This is a genomic window from Psychromonas algarum, assembly GCF_004376845.1.
Taxonomy (GTDB): Bacteria; Pseudomonadota; Gammaproteobacteria; order Enterobacterales; family Psychromonadaceae; genus Psychromonas.
Genome location: NZ_SNUW01000013.1, coordinates 18,643 through 35,964 on the forward strand (window position 1 = coordinate 18,643; position 17,322 = coordinate 35,964).

A 17,322-nucleotide genomic window follows, 5' to 3' on the forward strand; every position below is an offset into this window, starting at 1 on the left:
CTATAATTTATAGAAATTACACTAATTAACAGATCGATTTTACTTGTTAAACTAAGTCATTTTTTCTGCGCAAACTTTAGAGCTCTTATTTAATGTATTGCTATTACTCTCACCCTAAATCAAAAAAACCTCCGAAGAGGTTTTTAAAGCATAAAGTAGAAGTAATGTTTACTCGCCTTTTTTACTACGTGCTAATAAATCCATAGCAGCTTCTTGCACTGCTTTGCCTTGGTAGAGTACATAATAAATTTGTTCACAGATTGGCATTTCAATATTAACTCGACGTGCTAAGTTATATACTTCTTCAGTATTGCGGTAACCTTCGACAACCTGACCAATTTCAACCTGCGCTTCATCAATCCCTTTGCCTTTACCTAATGCTAAACCAAAGCGACGATTACGAGACTGATTATCTGTACAAGTTAACACTAAGTCACCTAAACCAGCCATCCCCATAAAAGAAGATTCGCTTGCACCTAATGCAACGCCCAAACGAGTTAATTCAGCTAAACCTCGAGTGATCAGAGCGGTACGAGCATTTGCACCAAAACCTAAACCATCAGCAAGGCCTGCTCCAATAGCAATAACATTTTTAACTGCGCCACCTAATTGAACAGCAGTGAAATCTTCCGAAATATACGTTCTGAAATTACTTTCATTATGAAAAAGTTCAGCAAGATCCTGGATAAAATCAGTATTAGATCCAGCGATTGCAACAGCAGTCGGTAAACCTTTCGCTACTTCCATTGCAAAAGTAGGTCCCGATAATACTGCAAGAGGATAATTATCTCCGACAATATCTACAGCAACCTCTTGCAATAAACGTCCAGTTTTAGCTTCTAAGCCTTTTGTAGCCCATGCGATACGATGCTCTGGACGTAAAAAAGGTTTAACTTGAGAGAGTACCAAACCAAAAACATGGCTAGGTATCACGAGTAAAATAGTATCTGTTGAGGCAAGGCACTTAGCTAAATCATTTTCAGCTTGAAGACGTTCAGGAAAAGCAACACCGGGTAAGAATTCTTTGTTTTCACGCTCTGCTTGCAACCGTTCTATATGGTCAAGTTCATGACCCCAAAGTAACGTATTATATCCATTACGAGCCAAAGATACAGCAAGAGCAGTGCCGTAAGACCCTGCTCCTATTACTGTAATGGCAATTTGTTCAGCCATTAGATCACCTATTTAAGTAAAGACTTAATTAAGAATTTAGTTTTTCTGCTTCAGCTTGCTTAGTTTCCATTGCTTGTTGGAATAAAGCATCAAAGTTAACTGGCGCTAAGTTTAACTGTGGGAAAGTACCGCGAGTTACTAAGTTTGATACTGCTTCACGTGCATACGGGAATAAGATATTTGGGCAGAATGCATTTAAACAATGCGCTAATTGTGCACCTTCAAGCTGTGGAACAGAGAAAATACCAGCTTGTTGTACTTCACATAAGAAAGCAACATCACCGTCAACTTTTGCAGTTGCAGTAAGTGAAAGAGTAATTTCGTATACATTTTCTTCTAATTTATTAGATTTTGTATCGATATCCATTGTGACTTCTGGAGTCCACTCTTTCTTAAAGATCTCAGGTGAATTTGGGCATTCAAAAGAGATATCTTTTACATAAATACGTTGGATATTAAATTCTACTTGCTGTTGTTCTGACATGTTCTTTCCTTAAGTTCTTAAAAATAATGATTTTTTAAATAATTTAAATTAGCTTAAAAGCTTATCAAGTTCACCTGCACGCTCTAGTGCGTATAACTCATCACAACCGCCGGTTGCTTGTCCATTAATGACAATTTGTGGCACTGTTGTTCCACCTGTTAACTCAGTCATTTTAGAACGTAACGAACGATCAGATACATCAATCTCTTGATATGCTACTTGTTTGTTGTCCAATAATTGTTTTGCACGAACACAATATGGGCAATAAGAAGTTGTGTAGATTGTTATAGTTGTCATAATTATTTCTTAGTTGTTGGTAAGTTAGCAGCAGTCCAACCGCTCATACCAGAATACAAGTTATTTACTTGCTCAAAACCCGCTTTAACAAGTTTCTCTCCAGCACCGGCAGAACGAGTTCCTGATGCACATACAACTATAATGGGGGTCTGCTTATGATTTTCAATAGCAGATAATTTTCCTTGTTCAATCTGTGACACAGTTATATTTTTAGCGTTAACAATATGTCCTTTTTTAAACTCTTCTGCAGAACGAAGATCAACCACGATTGCATCTTGTTTATTCATCAACATTGTTGCACCTTGCGGATCAACATCTGTGACATTACTCAATTTACTTTTAATTGTGGTATGGATTAACATTCCGGCAATAGCTACCCACGCGATGGATAACATAGGGTTGTTAGAAATAAAATCAATATACTCTTGCATAACTAGTTTCTTCTTTGTGAGGGATAATTTGAGCCAGAGTATACCCTTTGGAAAACAGAATATCAGCCTCGAGATTTAGATTAATAAATGAAAACGCCTTTTTCTTCGCTATTTTAGCTTGCTTTGATCTCATACTAGGCTTTTTCAGTGACAAGTAGCACAAATGTAGTAAAATCCGTGCTAAATAATTTTAAACATTACAGAGGTTTGATATGACAACTCCTAAGAAACCATTAGTTTTATTAATTTTAGATGGCTGGGGCTACCGCCCAGACATGCCAGATAACGCAGTATCAAATGCTAAAACACCTGTTTTAGACCAACTATGTAAAGATTATGCTAATTCTCTAATTTCAGCTTCAGGTATGGACGTAGGTTTACCTGATGGTCAAATGGGTAACTCAGAAGTAGGTCATACTAATATTGGTGCAGGACGTACGGTTTACCAAAACTTAACTAAAGTAACTAAATCTATTGCTGATGGTGATTTCTACGAAAATGCTAATTTTGTAGCAGCGGTAGATAAAGCAGTCGCAGCAGATAAAGCCGTTCATATTATGGGGTTAGCTTCACCAGGTGGTGTTCATTCTCATGATGATCACATTGTGGCAGCTATTGAATTAGCAGCAAGACGTGGTGCAAAAAAAGTATTCGTACATGCATTCTTAGATGGCCGTGATACACCGCCACGAAGTGCAAAAGGACCTTTAGCTCGATTTGAAGATAAATATAAAGAAGTGGGCGTAGGTCGTACTGTTTCTCTTATCGGTCGTTACTTTGCAATGGATCGTGATAATCGTTGGGATCGTGTTGAGCAAGCTTATAACTTATTAACACAAGCAAAAGCAGAACACACTGCTGACAGTGCATTACAAGGCCTTGAAGATGCTTACGCTCGTGATGAAAATGATGAGTTTGTAAAAGCAACTGTGATTGGTGAAGCGGCTCCTATCGTTGATGGTGATGCAGTATTATTCTTAAACTTCCGTGCTGACCGAGCGCGTGAATTAGCGCATACTTTTGCGGACCAAGAATTTACTGGTTTTGAACGCGCAGTAACTCCTAAAATTCATTTTGTAACACTAACTGAATATGCTGCTGCAATTAAAGCACCAGCAGCCTACCCAAGTGAAGATTTAACACACACTTTAGGTGAATGGTTAGCTAAGAATGAAAAAACACAATTACGTATTTCTGAAACTGAAAAATACGCACATGTAACTTTCTTCTTTAATGGTGGTGTTGAAGATGAATTCCCAGGTGAACATCGTACTTTAATCAACTCACCTGCTGTTGCAACATACGATATGCAACCAGAAATGAGCTCTGTTGAATTAACTGAAAAATTAGTTAGTGCAATTAAGAGTGCTGAATACGATGTGATCATTTGTAACTATCCAAATGGTGACATGGTAGGTCACACTGGTGTTTATGAAGCAGCAGTAAAAGCTTGTGAAGCAGTTGATAGCTGTATTGGTGAAATCATCACAGCAGTTAAAGAAGTAAGCGGCGAATGTTTAATCACAGCTGACCATGGTAATGCAGAGCAAATGATTGATCCTGATACAGGTGAAGTACACACAGCTCATACTAACCTACCAGTACCGCTTATCTATGTTGGCCGTGAAGCAACGATTGCTGACGGTGGTCGCTTATGCGATTTAGCACCAACAATGCTAACGTTAATGGATATGGAAGTACCAGAAGAAATGACGGGCACACCATTAATTACGCTTAAGTAATGCATGGATTATCAGGCGCTTTATTAAGTAGCGTCTGATAGTTATCTTCCTGAAAGCAGATTAGCCAACGTGAAAGTTTGACTTAATCACACTAATATCTCTTTTTATTCAATAAAATAAAATCTACACCTCAGTAATCGTTTTTTTACTCAACTTCTAAAAAAATTATTGGTAACATAGCAAATTGATAAATTTATCAATTATATTATTAAGTTCATAAGGCCGATAATTACAGTGATGTTCAAAAAAATCCATTCAAAGAAGCTACTAGGCTTAGGTCAATTAGCCTGTCTTTCTTTATTAACCCTTATTATCTTCCATGGCCAAGCATCAGCGGCTGATCTTAATAAATTACATCGTCAAATCGAACAAAGTAAACAAACCAAAGCGCAAAAAGAGCAACAACAAAAATTGCTGGAACAAGAATTAGCACAAAGTGATCAAGCCATTGCTAAAGCCTCACTACAAGTTACTGAAACTAAAAAAACAATTGATGAAAAACGCGCCTCATTAATTAAATTACAGAAAAAGACAACGCAGCTGAAAGAAGATAAAACCAAGCAACAGGCTTTGTTACAGCAACAATTAATCAGTGCCTATATGGCTGGTCAAAATGACCTTATTAAACTGATTTTAAATCAAGAAGATCTAAGTAAAGTGGTTCGTGCTAAAAGCTATTATCACTACCTTAATAAAGCGCGTTTAGAAAGCATTGAAACATTACATAATACTCAGCAAGAACTAGATAATAATGAAAAAGAGCAAGCTTCTGCGCTCGCTGCATTAGAAGTGATGTATGAAGATCAAAAACAAACACAAGCGACAGTAAATGCCCAAAAGGCCAAACGTGATAAAGCATTAAAAGAGTTAAACCAAGATATCAATTATCAGACAGCAAAATTAGCAGAGCTTAGTCAATCAGAAAAAGCACTAAATGCGCAACTAAAAAAAGCAGCAGAAGCCCGTCAAGAGCGAGAGCTAGCAGCAGCTAAAAAACAAGCCGCTAATAAATTTAAAATTAGAACAGAAAGCCAAACACATTCCCGATTTGCGAAGAACAAAAATAAGCTGAAGTGGCCTATTCAAGGTAAAGTTCTGCATACTTTTGGCAGTTCTCGTAGTAGCCAAGTAAAATGGAAAGGTATTGCGATTGCAGCCAATGAAGGTGAAAAAGTCCGCGCGGTTGCTACAGGACGCGTTTTATTCGCAGGTTATTTCAAAGGTTATGGTATGGTGATCGCACTCGATCACAGTGATAATTACATTACTCTTTATGGTTATAATCAAACACTACTACAAAAAACAGGTGATGTTGTTTTCGAAGGTGATGCAATCGCATTAGCAGGACACAGTGGTGGACAAGATAAGAACAGCTTATATTTTGAGTTAAGCCACAAAGGAAAAGCACAAGACCCTTTAAATTGGTTAGCACCAAGAAGAAGATAAAGTGCAAAATATAATTTCCAAGCTTATCTTCATTTTTGCCTACTTATTTGCTTGCTCAGTGAGTCATGCAACAACGGTAGGCAAAATAACGATTATTATTGATGATATTGGTAATAATCGACATGACCAAGCATTCCTAACATTACCACAACCAATCACCTTAGCGATTTTACCTTTTACTCCTTTTGCGAAAAATATCGCCAATTCAGCTTATCAACAAAAACGAGAAGTATTATTACACATCCCTATGCAAGCCCATTCACATAATAATTTATTAGGTGCCGGCGCATTAACACAGGAAATGACAAAACAGACTTTTACTAAAACGTTGAACAATGCCTTAATAGCAATCCCGCATGCTATTGGTGTTAATAACCATATGGGAAGCCAATTAACAGAAGAGGTTGCCCCTATGCGCTGGACAATGGAGTTATTATCTCAACAAGGACTTTTCTTTATTGACAGTCGAACGACCGCTAAGACGATTGCAGAAAGTAGTGCAACAACAGCCGGACTTCCAGCATTAAGAAGACATATATTCTTAGATAATATACGCACACAAGAAGCAATGGATAAACAATTTCAGTTAGCTATCCAACATAGCAAGAAATATCCTTATACCATTGTTATTGCACATCCCTACCCTGAAACATTACAATATCTAACAGATCATTTTAGCCTGACCGATAACACTTATCAACTAGTTACTGTTAGCCAGTTAATTTCTGAAAAACAACGAACAGCATTGCAAGAGAAAAGAGTAGAATATCAACAAACACTATTAACTCCTGCAGAGCAAACCACCACACAACTTCAATAAAATAAGAGTGAGTACTGTATGCGATTATCCGTTTTTATTGCTAATACCTTATCAACACAACTTGTTATAGACCTACAAAAGATCTATCTAAATTACCTAGTTGAAGATTCATTAACTCAACAAGCAATACAACAACTACTTGAGCAAGATTCTACTCGTTTGTATGTCACTATGTTTAATGAACGTCATATCGGCGCAGTGAAAGTACAAACAAAAGCAACTCAAGCAACATTGTCACAGTTATGTATTCGGGACATTACTCGACGTCGTGGGGTTGGTAAAAACTTACTAAAACAGATCGAAAGCACATTACATGCTGAAGGGATCGAGCAAATTCAATATAATTTACAAGAAGTCGCAAAAGATGAGTATTTAAGTACTCAAGCCTTTTTGATGAATAGCGGTTATATCATCAAGGATACAATAGCAAGCAAAGCTATTTAACTTTAATTCCCGACAATTAAAGACATAAAAAAACCACACTTCATTTGCATGGAGTGTGGTTTTTATATCGATATAAACTTATTTAACACACAAAAATAGTGCTACCGTATCAGTTTACTTTTCCAAAGCCGATGTTTATTAATTACCTGCGCCAGGAAAATCACCTAGCATCATGTTTAAAATACCTTGCATTCGTGAGCCTGAACTATTCATTTTATCGTCTTTTAAATCCAGAAAACCTTGTACCGCAGAACGCCAATAGATCTCTTTTTGCTGATTATCTAATACTGCTAATAATAATGTACCTTTCTCATAACGAGGATCGTTTACATGACTGCGAGATAAGCCAGGCAACAAACCAAACTTCTCTTGAATACTTTGATCTGCGACATCATCTTCTAGAGCAAATAAAAACCCAATCACAACATCTGCTTGTTTAGGATTTTCACGATACTGGTAACCTTTAGTCCTTAAATACTCAGTAATTTGAGAACGAATGTAGGTTTGCAATTCTTTCTCATTATGTCCTGCTAAACCAGATAACACGCGATTATATTGCTCACTCCAAGTATAAGTAGTGAAAGCTGGCAATACCTCTGCGGGTTTACCACTGCTCACGACTGTTAAACGGTGAACTTCACTTTGTTCTTGTGCTTTTTTTACTTCTTTTTCCATGTTCGCATCTTGTGAACTACAAGCAACAAGAAGAAACTGCAGCGCAACAAAAAACGTCATTAAAAAACAATTCTTTTTCATATTCTGGCCTTAATCTTCGTTAACAAATGAAGCTGCTTTTTGCATCACTTCAATACCTGAACCTGGTATATGTCCATTTTCACTCAAGTGACGACGCCATGCACGTGCACCTGGTAATCCTTGAAACAATCCTAACATATGACGAGCTATTCGATTTAAATGCACACCCTGACTAAGTTGTGATTCGATATAAGGATACATTTTATCTAATACTTCAAAACGTGTTAAAGGTGTTTTATCACAACCAAACAACTGCTTATCAACTGAACTTAAAATATATGGGTTAGCATAAACTTCTCTACCCAGCATTACACCATCAACATGTTGTAAATGTGCTTCACATTCAGAAAGTGTTTTAATACCACCATTAATTGCAATCGTTAATTCAGGAAAGTCTTGCTTTAATTTATAAACACGTTGGTAATCTAATGGAGGAACATCACGATTTTGTTTAGGGCTTAAACCACTTAACCAAGCTTTTCGCGCATGCACAATAAAAGTGTCACAACCCTTTGATTTCACTTTTTCAATAAAATCACATAAAAACTCATAAGAGTCTAATTCATCAATACCAATGCGTGTTTTTACCGATACTGGTAAACCACTGGCATCTTGCATCGCTTTTACTGCATCAGCAACAAGATCACCTTCTGCCATCAAACAAGCACCAAAGCGACCATTTTGTACGCGGTCAGATGGGCAACCCACATTTAAATTGATTTCATCGAAACCGCGTGTCGCAGCAGCTTTAGCTGATTGAGCTAAATCTAATGGTGCAAAACCACCTAGTTGCAAACAAACAGGATGTTCCGCAGCATCTTTTTGTAAGTAATCACCTTTACCATATAAAATAGCCCCAGTAGTGACCATCTCTGTGTATAACAAAGTATTTTTACTCATTAAACGATGAAAATATCGGCAATATTGATCAGTCCAATCAAGCATAGGGGCTATGGAAAATCTATTTGAAACGTGTTTTTTATTTTCTTTACTATTTATCAATGAGTTAACCACCTAAAACCACGATAACTCTAAATCGAAGTTTGTTTGTTATGTGTTGTTTTGCTATATTTTCCATTCTAAATGATCCCAAATAACACCCCAAATTGATCCCAATTCGATCCCAAGCTGTTATTTATGATCCCATTACTAACATAGCGTTTAATAGAAAGGATTATACATGGCATCTGTAATTATTGAAAAAAGAGTTGGTAAAACAGGTAACATTACCCACCGAGCAAAAGTCCAGCAAACGCACGGTGGAAAAGTAATCGACAGGCTATCTAAGACATTCAAAACAAAAACACTTGCCAAAACGTGGGCGAATAAAATTAAAAAAGAGATGGAAGATAAGTTTGAACGAGTCAAAGCTGGTATTTATCGCCCTGAATCAGAATTAGCAGAAGTTACTATTGGCGAGCTAATAACGAGGTATCTTACAAACTCTCGTATATCCCCAACAATTGGTAGAACTAAAGGCTTTGTTCTTAGATCCTTATTAAATTATGAAATATCATCTATTCTAGCGAGTAACTTGCGAGCTAGTGATGTAGTTAAACATTGTGAAGAACGATTCAGCGAACCTACTAATCCATTACCTCAAACCATCTATCACGATGTAACCTACTTAAAATCGGTAATGGATGCGGCCAAAGGTGGACTTAAGGTTAATGCCGATAGTAAATACCATAATGAAGCAATTTCATCTTTAGAGCTGCTAAATCTAATCGGAAGATCCAAACCACGAAGCCGCAGACCAACCAGAGAAGAGCTAAAATTAATGGAAGAGCATTTAATCAAACGCTCTAAGCATAGGTCAGCTAAAATCCCTTACGGCGATATTTTACAAATATCGTTACTTACTGCAATGCGTATTTCTGAAATCACACGAATAGAATGGACTGATTTAGACCACGAAAATAAAACAGTGATAATTCGAGATAGAAAAGATCCAAGGAGTAAAGAAGGCAATGATTGGGAAATTCCGTTATTGGGAGGGGCTTATGAAATTATAATGAAGCAGAAAAAAGATCCAGAGCAACCCGAATTAATTTTCCCTTATAACCCTCGTTCTGTAACTGCTGGTTGGCAAAGAGTTAGAAAAAAACTAAACATCAGCAATTTACGTTATCACGATTTAAGACGAGAGGCCGCTTCTCGATTAGCTGAAATGGGTTTGCCAATTAACATAGTTGCTCGAATAACAGGGCATAAAAACATTAATATATTGCACAACATCTACGCCCAAATTGATATCAAAGAGTTCGGTAAAAAAGGATATGCAAAGTATCTAAAAGAAGATATTTCCTAAGCTGTAGAAAGTGAAAAGCCCCAATCAAATGATTAGGGCTTCTCTCCGATAAACGGTTGCTTATGTAGTGGCTTGAATCAGTGGTCATCTACAAGCTGATAGATATATACTAAGCAACAGCACGATGACTGTCAACTAAAACCAGAAGAATTAATATGCCAAACACGATTACATATACCGCCCTCGCCAATGTTATTCCACATCAGCGTTTATCTATGTATGAGAAGGTGTTTAAAACTAGTGACCCTATAGGGCTTCACGGCGCTTATATTTGGTCAATTAAAGTGGCCGCAAGCATCCACCCTTTGCTTGGTGCCTTAGAAGTTGCGTTACGAAACTCAATCCATATTAGTGCAACACAAACAATATCAACAGATTGGTATGACAAAATTAGCACTAAAGAACGTAAAAGCTGGAAAGCAGGTAAACGAGATCATAACAACATCAAATGGCATAAAGCGCAAGTTGCAGATATAAAGAAAAAGATTGCTCGTAAAATACAAACCGCACCAAAAGGCCTGACAATGCACGACCTACTTGTTGCTAAAATGGACTTTGGTTTTTGGGATAATCTTTTAAGAGAGTGCTTTTCAATCAATGGTGATAAAAAAGCACTCTGGCCCCAATGTATGCCCTTAGTTTTTCCCAACTTACCCAAGGGAAAAACAAATGCTTCTGTTCAGTTAGAAATATCAGCTCTAAGGGAATTAAGGAACGATATAGCTCATAACTCACCTATTTGGAAACACAAAAGCGTAATAGATGAACAAACAGCTATTAGCTACGTCAATACTCAAATAGATAAAATTATTGAGATCATCAAATGGCTTTCAAGTGAAAAAGTTGATCTTCTAGAAGTGCATATGCTCCAGTCAGAAGCGAGAAGAGTTACTTCTCAAGAATATTTGCAATTATGCCAACGAAAACAGGTAACCGATTTACAAGAAAAATATAGTCTCTATAAAAGAAACTTGAGGGGTAAGCTAAAAAAACTTGATAAAGATGAGTTTGATATTGTAAACACCTACAACGGTGATCTTTATATGGTGACAAAAGTATCACAATAAATAAAGTGATACTTTACTCATCATTAAATCCATTCTTTTTCTAAAACAAGCTGATTAATTTGACAGCCAATTTCGATAACATTTTCACTTAAGTAATCATAAGATTGGTGAAGAAAAGATAAAGCCTCAGTTGCAGGATATTTCTTCTTATCGTAACAAAATGCTTCAAAATTAAACTTATGTGCTTTATTTACAGGCTCCACTAAGCTGTATGTTAATTGAGGTGTGATATTAGAGCGATGCTTAGTATGATTGATTAAAGCGATTAAGTGTAAATAATTTTCATCAGAGCTAAAGTCATTTAACGAGGCCAATACATCAGGAAAAACTTCCTTTTCACAAAGTAGCTTTTTAACATTAAATAGAGAAATATTTCGCTCCCCCAATGGCTTAATAACTTCTAAGTTCAAACTATAATAAATAACGTGAGCCAATAGATCAGGAGTGCAATGCAAACACCTGAGCAAGGCAAAAATATGAGCTTTACAAGCCACCTTAAAATGATGCTCATCATTCAAAACATCTACATCATTAATAAAGACTAACCTGAAATAATCTTGTGGCCTTGTTTTATTTTCAGAATGAGACTCAATCAACTGTTTTAACTCATCATAATGAAATCTGGCAAAATCCTGATTTTCAAATATTGAATCTAATGCTTTAGCAAGCAATTTTCCGTGTTCATCACCATACAATTCAAGAGCTACTTTTTTCAGCTTTCCAATTTCCCAATTCATTTTAATTCCCATATCTGTTAACAAAAGCTATTAAGCATTTTAACAAAAAGCAAAGCTCCTACTCATCATCAAAGTCTATCTTTAAATCATCATAAAACTGATAATCATCTAAACGAGGTGTTTCTATCGTATAGCGAGTTTTTTTATCATAGGTTTCACCGTAGTAAACTGGCTTTTTGCCATTTTTAGCGGAATTAAGAATACGTTTGATTGCAACAAGCTGATTAGAGTGACTCATTTCTTTTGAAATATTAAAAAAATCTACTGCGCCATAAAATGAGATTTTATAGCACTCAAAATAACCGATTTGCAGATGTGCCTTCATCGCAGAGATATTTTTATATCCCATCAACTCAGATAAAGTGACATTTTTATTATGGGTAGCCTTTTTAAATAAGTCCTTAATATATTCTTCTGTTAGAAAGTATTCTACTTCATCAACCCCACACGTTAGCTTTTTGATTTTAATATAGGAGTGGTCAATGTTATTTAGAAGCATTTTAACAGCGCTTAAGCTTAATTTTTTAGAGCCAAACAATCCTTTTTTACTACTGAGATTTTTTAAACTAAGTTTAAAAGAGAGTTCGTTACTTTTTGCAACGGTTCGGAGCATCATAGCGTGGGCGATCAGTGCAAAAACAAACTTTAATTCCAATGGGTTGTTTGCCTGATAAAGTTTACGTTGCGCTTCATTTTTATTCTTGAAGCAAATACTTGGGATGGGTATAAATAGATTTTTTGTTAACATAATTTCCTCTTTTATTGGATAAATATTCCCAATATAAAAGGATTTTTTACATAACAAGCTCAGTGATAATTGACTAAATTAAATGGGTTGATATATTAAAATCATCTTCAACGGCAATTGAGATATTCATTTTTAAAGCGCACGTCAATGCGCTTTTTCTTTATCATCTAATAAATCATAGAAAATAATTAATGCAAATAATCCATCTTTTTTAACAGTGATTTTTACAATAGCGCCGTTTCGTAATTCTGCATTCAACCCTTCGTAATACTGCATTGAAAGGTTCGTAATAATGCATCATATTAATATATTAAACTTTAATTAATTTTCTTTTAGTTAGTGAAATTAGCTTAAATATTGTTTGAAAAGCACAAAACCGCTTCGCAAAAAAATCAGAGATTTTCAATTCTGGTGGGAGGTGAATATTAGACAGATGTTCAGGAAAAAATTATCAGATAGGCTTAATAGGCTTTTAACCCTACCACTTTATCATTATTTCTTAACTCAGGTTAAAAGGCACAGAGAAATCAAATCAATCGCTTATTTAAGCAATTAAGCGCTTTGAATTAAAACAAGACTAAAGCAGACTGTTTATTGTATTAAACCCGATTTTCTCAAAAAAATATTTGGACTTGTTAATGTCTTATTTATCTTTATTCAAAATGCCTACCCCAATGAAAATAACAGGTAGATCTTCCACCATTACTAATGCATTTATTAACGCCATTATTCCAATTAATTATCCGAATAATGATGAAGTTAAAGAAGCGCTCGCTATTTTAGGTATGAATGATGAAAACTTTCAATGTGCCTATTGCGGTGATACAGCCAGTGAATGGGATCATTTAAGACCTTTAGTTTTGAATAAAAAACCAACAGGCTATATCTCTGAAATACAAAACCTAGTCCCTTCCTGTGGTAAGTGTAATCAGTCTAAAGGCAATAAAAACTGGAAAACGTGGATCACCAGCGAAGCAACATTATCACCTGCATCACGTGGGATAAGTGATATTGAAAGTCGCATAACAAAGTTAACAAATTATCAAGAATGGGAAATACCAACAAAAATAGATTTTGAAGCGATAGTTGGTGAAAAAAAATGGAAACAGCATTGGGACAATTGGCAGTTAGTGATCGATACAATGGAACAATCACAGCTTCTTGCAAATGAAATAAAGGGCTTATTGGCAAATGACATTCCGCAGAGCACAACAGAAACACATTCAACTCATAATGAGCCACATACAACAGATCCTTCACCAGTAGAAATAAACGAAATAAATAAAGTGCAAAGAAAGCTTTCAGGCTGGATTAATAATCCAACTCAAATAAACTCTCAAATACTAAATAGTTTTTTAGCATTAAAGAGCACACACGAAACAGTGACAATAGATTTATTACGCTATTCCCTCCCTGAAATGACTACCTTTCGTAGTAACTTCAATCAGATGAGTATTATCGTTGAAAGAAACCACGCCAAAATATTTGAAGTAAATGATAATGTTGTAAGGATATGGGGACCAGTTCAATACTTAATTAATGATTATCAAACTCAATTAAATACATTCAATATTTAATTTACTCGTTTCGTAATTCTGCATTAATGGGTTCGCTATTCTGCATTTAAAAGTTCGTAATAATGCATCATATTAATATATTAAACTTTAATTAATTTTCTTTTAGTTAGTGAAATTAGTTTAAATATTGTTTGAAAAGCACAAAACCGCTCCGCAAAAAATCAGAGATTTTCAGTTCTGGTGAGAGTCGATTAATCAGACTGATTATCGAAAATCAAAACTGAAACAGGCTTAAATACAATCGAAATTAGTCCAAATAAGCCATTATTTACTGATTGGATAAAATGATAGAGGCATTTATAAAAAGGCGTTTATTTTGCTGTTTAAAGTCGTTTCTTGGTGATAGTTCGATTTTTCTTAGCTTTATGCTTTAAAGCAATGGCATTTTGAAGCTCATTCGCAAGCTTTGGATCAACCACTCGAAGCGCTGAAATAGCCCTATTCACTTGATCAAGTGATAGATAAAGTGTGGTATCAAGCGAGTCTACTTCTGCCTGTATCTCTTCAACTAATGACTGTTCGGACTCAATACGATCCAGCAGATTTTTTGAAGGAGCTTCTATCTTCTCCAATATTTTATCTCGTAAAATAATACTGTTTTTTAACTTATCATTTTTCATCATTAACAATTTATCAGTCAGAAACTCAGACACACTCAACGCCTGTGTTTTTTGTAATTCTGCTTTTGCCGTATTAACCAGGCATTGTTTGTTATCTTTCTTCTTATTATTTTTCATACCTATTTCCTTAGTCATCTATTACAGCAATAGCATAGCTAACAGGCTTTGCAAGAAACATAAGTAATTGGCCCACTTGGGTTATTTGACAAATCGTAAAAATATGAGTGGATAGATATTAGGAAATAAGACAGTTTTATAGCTCGGCAAGTTGTGCCACGGGTCCGTAGCCTTGTTTTTAAAAATGATAAATCATTTTAAAAAAGAGTGGTGATTGATAACCAAAAATACATTTAAAAATCTTATTGCATTCGATATTTTAAAAACATTTCCCGTTATCAATCTTCGCTTAAAACCATCATCAAGCATTGCCTGTTTTACTTCCTCATTACATTTGGATTATTAAGGAGAAAGTAAAAATGGAGTGCAATCGTAAAAATAAAGAAAAAATAATTGTTCGTTGTTCAGGTGAAAAAAAAGCCGAGTTATTGGCAATTAAAGAGAGTTTACAGGTAGATACTTGGCTAGAAATGGTTGAGCTATTAATCAGTGAAAAAGAGATAGCTCCCCCTAAAACCATCATTCAAGATGATCAGTATCTAATGAAAATACTCACTGAGTTAAGGCGGATTGGTAATAATTTAAACCAGCTAACTAGGCACTGTAATACCAACAAAGCAATATCACTGGATGAAGTTAAACAGTTGAAAAAATTAGCAACCTCTGTTTCTCGATTAAAAAACAAAGTCATTAAAACTTTTGTTGTTAAAAGAGCTAAAAAAGGAGGTGCTTAATGGCTATTGCCAAAATCCTTCATGAGGGCGAAAAACTATATCAGCTTAAAAGAACCATTAAATATAATAGTGTTGCTAAAGAGTGGCTGAACTCAGCAGATAACCCTCGTTTAATTGGTGCGTTATCAAACTTGGGAGTTATTGATATAACCGATCAGCAAGCTTATGATCAGTTTATGAAAGAGTTTATTAAAGAAGTCACATTAAATAAATCCCTTTCAACCAATAAGCGCCAGACTAAGCTTTATTCTCACGATGTAGTGAGTTTTGCGGAACTCGATAACCAGCAACGCTCACAAGATGAATTAACTAAAATTAGTCTAGAAATACTAAACACGGTTTATGATATGGATAACACGCCTTATATTCTATGGCCACAAACAGACAATAAACACGGGTTACACTTTCATATCGTTCGTTCAATGTATTCCAATAATGGCGAGTATCAACGAGTTAAACAATCAAAATTGAAACTACGATCGGCTTGCGAAAAAGCAGAGAAAAAGCACTCTCTTGTGCTAACGGGTAAAAATATTAAAAACACACCCAAAATCAAAAATGATCCAATGCTAAAAGTGTTTAAAAATAAAAAATCAGAAGCTAATTATCTGCACCAGAAACGCCTCAACGAGGCGATAAATCAAGATATTCCACTCATTAAGCTAAAACGAAATGTTCATAATGTAATGCTCACTACGACTTACCAAAGTGATTTAGAAATTGAAGAACAGCAACGCTTTGAAGCGGTAAATATTAAAATATCTGATAAAGAAGAGGTTAATAACGAGTTAAACAGCATTAAAAAAACAATATTTTCACTCTATAAAAAATCAGAAAATGAAGCGGAGTTTTTAAAGCAAATCACCGATAAAAAAATTACCGTTGAACTGCTTAAACACAGTAAATCAGGCAAAAATAAAGGCATCGTTTTTCACTATAAAGACCAATCTATTTCTGGAGGAAAAATATCTAGTTCAATGACATTAGGCAAGATTAAACAACGCTTTCCAAACTTCATTAACACACTTGAAAAACCACCTACATTTAGTCAAAAAGGAGCAAAACCAGTTAGCCTACTGGACTTTCATATAGAGCAGATTAACAAATATTATAAACAGCGCAGTAACAAAAATAACGGAGATATTTTAATATATTTTGGCAAGAAAAATGTAGAGCAAAGACCTCATAACTTTAACCTTAAATTATCGCACCAACGAGATAAAATCAGCTTTGGCCCAGCAACACCCAATGATTTTGACCTGAAATTAGCGCTTGATGTTGCACTACAAAACGGCTGGAAAGGTGCAATTATATCTAACTGTAGCCGTGATTTTTTAAAACGTAATATGGCGATTGCTTATAAACAAGATCCTAAGCTATTGTTTTATTTTCAGTCTGATAAACCTAATTTGTTAACTTATGATGATTTAAAAGCGATTAAAAATGACCTTACCGCCACAGAGTTAAAAACTGCAATAAGAAATAATTTAATCTGCGAGAAAGACACCCATAAAATGATTGAAGCGTTAAAAGAAGTAGCTAAAACTCCGCAGGCAATAGGATTTGCAGACGCACTTAAAAAAGGCTTTTCAATTAAAGATCTTGATAATAAAACAGAACAAGAGTTAGCAACTTTTCATAAAAAAAAATATTTCAATACAATTAAATCACCAAGTAAAACAATATTATCTACCGAAAAATTAAAAGATGGTCGTCAAACTGCTCTCGATGATATAACAAAAGCAATTGATGAGTATGAGCCACTTACCTCTGATGTTAAATCAAAGGTAACGGCAAAAATTAATAAACCATGATTAA

19 protein-coding genes are annotated in these 17,322 nt (G+C 35.2%); 9 read left to right on the plus strand and 10 right to left on the minus strand.

Annotated features, from left to right (window positions below):
- Positions 1-168: 168 nt before the first annotated feature.
- The 4 genes from gpsA to E2R68_RS12025 are packed head-to-tail and all read right to left on the minus strand — an operon-like array spanning position 169 to position 2,385.
- Positions 169-1,173 carry an NAD(P)H-dependent glycerol-3-phosphate dehydrogenase gene (gene gpsA, locus E2R68_RS12010; RefSeq protein ID WP_134277926.1) on the minus strand — a complete coding sequence of 335 codons (1,005 nt, stop codon included), beginning with the start codon at positions 1,171-1,173 and terminating at the stop codon, positions 169-171.
- A 28-nt stretch (positions 1,174-1,201) separates the two neighbouring features.
- Entirely contained in the window at positions 1,202-1,657 is a 456-nt protein-coding gene (secB, locus tag E2R68_RS12015) for a protein-export chaperone SecB (protein ID WP_134277927.1), read from the minus strand.
- Positions 1,658-1,705: 48 nt separating this feature from the next.
- A complete protein-coding gene (gene grxC / locus E2R68_RS12020) occupies positions 1,706-1,954 on the minus strand; it encodes a glutaredoxin 3 (RefSeq protein WP_134277928.1) in 249 nt (82 codons plus the stop codon).
- A 2-nt stretch (positions 1,955-1,956) separates the two neighbouring features.
- Positions 1,957-2,385 (minus strand): rhodanese-like domain-containing protein, encoded by a 429-nt coding sequence (locus E2R68_RS12025; protein ID WP_134277929.1) that lies wholly within the window; start codon positions 2,383-2,385, stop codon positions 1,957-1,959.
- A 212-nt stretch (positions 2,386-2,597) separates the two neighbouring features.
- Between E2R68_RS12025 and gpmM the strand changes: the two genes are divergently transcribed.
- The 4 genes from gpmM (at position 2,598) to panM (ending at position 6,837) form a co-directional block, all read left to right on the plus strand.
- Positions 2,598-4,127 carry a 2,3-bisphosphoglycerate-independent phosphoglycerate mutase gene (gpmM, locus tag E2R68_RS12030; protein WP_134277930.1) on the plus strand — a complete coding sequence of 510 codons (1,530 nt, stop codon included), beginning with the start codon at positions 2,598-2,600 and terminating at the stop codon, positions 4,125-4,127.
- 237 nt (positions 4,128-4,364) lie between these two features.
- Positions 4,365-5,573 (plus strand): murein hydrolase activator EnvC family protein, encoded by a 1,209-nt coding sequence (locus tag E2R68_RS12035; protein ID WP_134277931.1) that lies wholly within the window; start codon positions 4,365-4,367, stop codon positions 5,571-5,573.
- A 1-nt stretch (position 5,574) separates the two neighbouring features.
- Positions 5,575-6,393: a divergent polysaccharide deacetylase family protein gene (locus tag E2R68_RS12040; protein ID WP_134277932.1), complete on the plus strand. Its 819-nt coding sequence runs from the start codon at positions 5,575-5,577 to the stop codon at positions 6,391-6,393.
- Between the two features lie 18 nt (positions 6,394-6,411).
- The gene (gene panM / locus E2R68_RS12045; protein ID WP_134277933.1) at positions 6,412-6,837 is read left to right on the plus strand and encodes an aspartate 1-decarboxylase autocleavage activator PanM; all 426 of its coding nucleotides are present in this window, start codon (positions 6,412-6,414) and stop codon (positions 6,835-6,837) included.
- A gap of 138 nt (positions 6,838-6,975) precedes the next feature.
- Here the strand turns inward: panM and E2R68_RS12050 are convergent, their stop codons facing one another.
- Together E2R68_RS12050 and dusA are read right to left on the minus strand one after the other, a co-directional pair.
- Positions 6,976-7,593 (minus strand): DUF4136 domain-containing protein, encoded by a 618-nt coding sequence (locus tag E2R68_RS12050; protein ID WP_134277934.1) that lies wholly within the window; start codon positions 7,591-7,593, stop codon positions 6,976-6,978.
- 9 nt (positions 7,594-7,602) lie between these two features.
- A complete protein-coding gene (gene dusA / locus E2R68_RS12055) occupies positions 7,603-8,595 on the minus strand; it encodes a tRNA dihydrouridine(20/20a) synthase DusA (RefSeq protein ID WP_134277935.1) in 993 nt (330 codons plus the stop codon).
- Between the two features lie 178 nt (positions 8,596-8,773).
- Between dusA and E2R68_RS12060 the strand changes: the two genes are divergently transcribed.
- Both E2R68_RS12060 and E2R68_RS12065 read left to right on the plus strand, forming a co-directional pair.
- Positions 8,774-9,904 (plus strand): site-specific integrase, encoded by a 1,131-nt coding sequence (locus E2R68_RS12060; protein ID WP_134277936.1) that lies wholly within the window; start codon positions 8,774-8,776, stop codon positions 9,902-9,904.
- A 155-nt stretch (positions 9,905-10,059) separates the two neighbouring features.
- A complete protein-coding gene (locus tag E2R68_RS12065) occupies positions 10,060-10,971 on the plus strand; it encodes an Abi family protein (RefSeq protein ID WP_208380229.1) in 912 nt (303 codons plus the stop codon).
- A 23-nt stretch (positions 10,972-10,994) separates the two neighbouring features.
- On the opposite strand, the gene E2R68_RS12070 is transcribed toward E2R68_RS12065, so the two are convergent.
- The 3 genes from E2R68_RS12070 to E2R68_RS14210 all read right to left on the minus strand — a co-directional run bounded on the left by E2R68_RS12070 (position 10,995) and on the right by E2R68_RS14210 (position 12,732).
- Positions 10,995-11,708 (minus strand): hypothetical protein, encoded by a 714-nt coding sequence (locus E2R68_RS12070; RefSeq protein ID WP_134277937.1) that lies wholly within the window; start codon positions 11,706-11,708, stop codon positions 10,995-10,997.
- A 58-nt stretch (positions 11,709-11,766) separates the two neighbouring features.
- Entirely contained in the window at positions 11,767-12,456 is a 690-nt protein-coding gene (locus E2R68_RS12075; protein WP_134277938.1) for a hypothetical protein, read from the minus strand.
- 144 nt (positions 12,457-12,600) lie between these two features.
- Positions 12,601-12,732, minus strand: coding sequence for a hypothetical protein (locus tag E2R68_RS14210; protein WP_279587481.1), 132 nt, complete (start codon positions 12,730-12,732; stop codon positions 12,601-12,603).
- Positions 12,733-13,094: 362 nt separating this feature from the next.
- On the opposite strand from E2R68_RS14210, the gene E2R68_RS12080 reads away from it, so the two are divergent.
- A complete protein-coding gene (locus tag E2R68_RS12080; RefSeq protein ID WP_208380231.1) occupies positions 13,095-14,033 on the plus strand; it encodes an HNH endonuclease in 939 nt (312 codons plus the stop codon).
- A 323-nt stretch (positions 14,034-14,356) separates the two neighbouring features.
- Here the strand turns inward: E2R68_RS12080 and E2R68_RS12085 are convergent, their stop codons facing one another.
- Positions 14,357-14,770, minus strand: a complete 414-nt coding sequence (locus E2R68_RS12085; RefSeq protein WP_134277939.1) for a hypothetical protein — start codon at positions 14,768-14,770, stop codon at positions 14,357-14,359.
- 359 nt (positions 14,771-15,129) lie between these two features.
- Between E2R68_RS12085 and mobC the strand changes: the two genes are divergently transcribed.
- Positions 15,130-15,504, plus strand: coding sequence for a plasmid mobilization relaxosome protein MobC (gene mobC, locus E2R68_RS12090; RefSeq protein ID WP_134277940.1), 375 nt, complete (start codon positions 15,130-15,132; stop codon positions 15,502-15,504).
- Complete coding sequence (locus E2R68_RS12095; RefSeq protein WP_134277941.1) at positions 15,504-17,318, plus strand: relaxase/mobilization nuclease domain-containing protein; 1,815 nt, start codon at positions 15,504-15,506, stop codon at positions 17,316-17,318. The genes mobC and E2R68_RS12095 overlap by 1 nt, the downstream gene beginning before the upstream one ends.
- Positions 17,319-17,322 lie beyond the last annotated feature (4 nt).

Coding starts and splice junctions, on each gene's coding strand:
- E2R68_RS12025 (WP_134277929.1), bottom strand. CDS start 2,385: ATGCAAGAGTATATTGATTTTATTTCTAACAACCCTATGTTATCCATC.
- E2R68_RS14210 (WP_279587481.1), bottom strand. CDS start 12,732: ATGCAGTATTACGAAGGGTTGAATGCAGAATTACGAAACGGCGCTATT.
- E2R68_RS12050 (WP_134277934.1), bottom strand. CDS start 7,593: ATGAAAAAGAATTGTTTTTTAATGACGTTTTTTGTTGCGCTGCAGTTT.
- E2R68_RS12080 (WP_208380231.1), top strand. CDS start 13,095: ATGTCTTATTTATCTTTATTCAAAATGCCTACCCCAATGAAAATAACA.
- panM (WP_134277933.1), top strand. CDS start 6,412: ATGCGATTATCCGTTTTTATTGCTAATACCTTATCAACACAACTTGTT.
- E2R68_RS12065 (WP_208380229.1), top strand. CDS start 10,060: ATGCCAAACACGATTACATATACCGCCCTCGCCAATGTTATTCCACAT.
- E2R68_RS12070 (WP_134277937.1), bottom strand. CDS start 11,708: ATGAATTGGGAAATTGGAAAGCTGAAAAAAGTAGCTCTTGAATTGTAT.
- gpmM (WP_134277930.1), top strand. CDS start 2,598: ATGACAACTCCTAAGAAACCATTAGTTTTATTAATTTTAGATGGCTGG.
- E2R68_RS12075 (WP_134277938.1), bottom strand. CDS start 12,456: ATGTTAACAAAAAATCTATTTATACCCATCCCAAGTATTTGCTTCAAG.
- grxC (WP_134277928.1), bottom strand. CDS start 1,954: ATGACAACTATAACAATCTACACAACTTCTTATTGCCCATATTGTGTT.
- E2R68_RS12060 (WP_134277936.1), top strand. CDS start 8,774: ATGGCATCTGTAATTATTGAAAAAAGAGTTGGTAAAACAGGTAACATT.
- E2R68_RS12085 (WP_134277939.1), bottom strand. CDS start 14,770: ATGAAAAATAATAAGAAGAAAGATAACAAACAATGCCTGGTTAATACG.
- E2R68_RS12035 (WP_134277931.1), top strand. CDS start 4,365: ATGTTCAAAAAAATCCATTCAAAGAAGCTACTAGGCTTAGGTCAATTA.
- secB (WP_134277927.1), bottom strand. CDS start 1,657: ATGTCAGAACAACAGCAAGTAGAATTTAATATCCAACGTATTTATGTA.
- mobC (WP_134277940.1), top strand. CDS start 15,130: ATGGAGTGCAATCGTAAAAATAAAGAAAAAATAATTGTTCGTTGTTCA.
- gpsA (WP_134277926.1), bottom strand. CDS start 1,173: ATGGCTGAACAAATTGCCATTACAGTAATAGGAGCAGGGTCTTACGGC.
- E2R68_RS12095 (WP_134277941.1), top strand. CDS start 15,504: ATGGCTATTGCCAAAATCCTTCATGAGGGCGAAAAACTATATCAGCTT.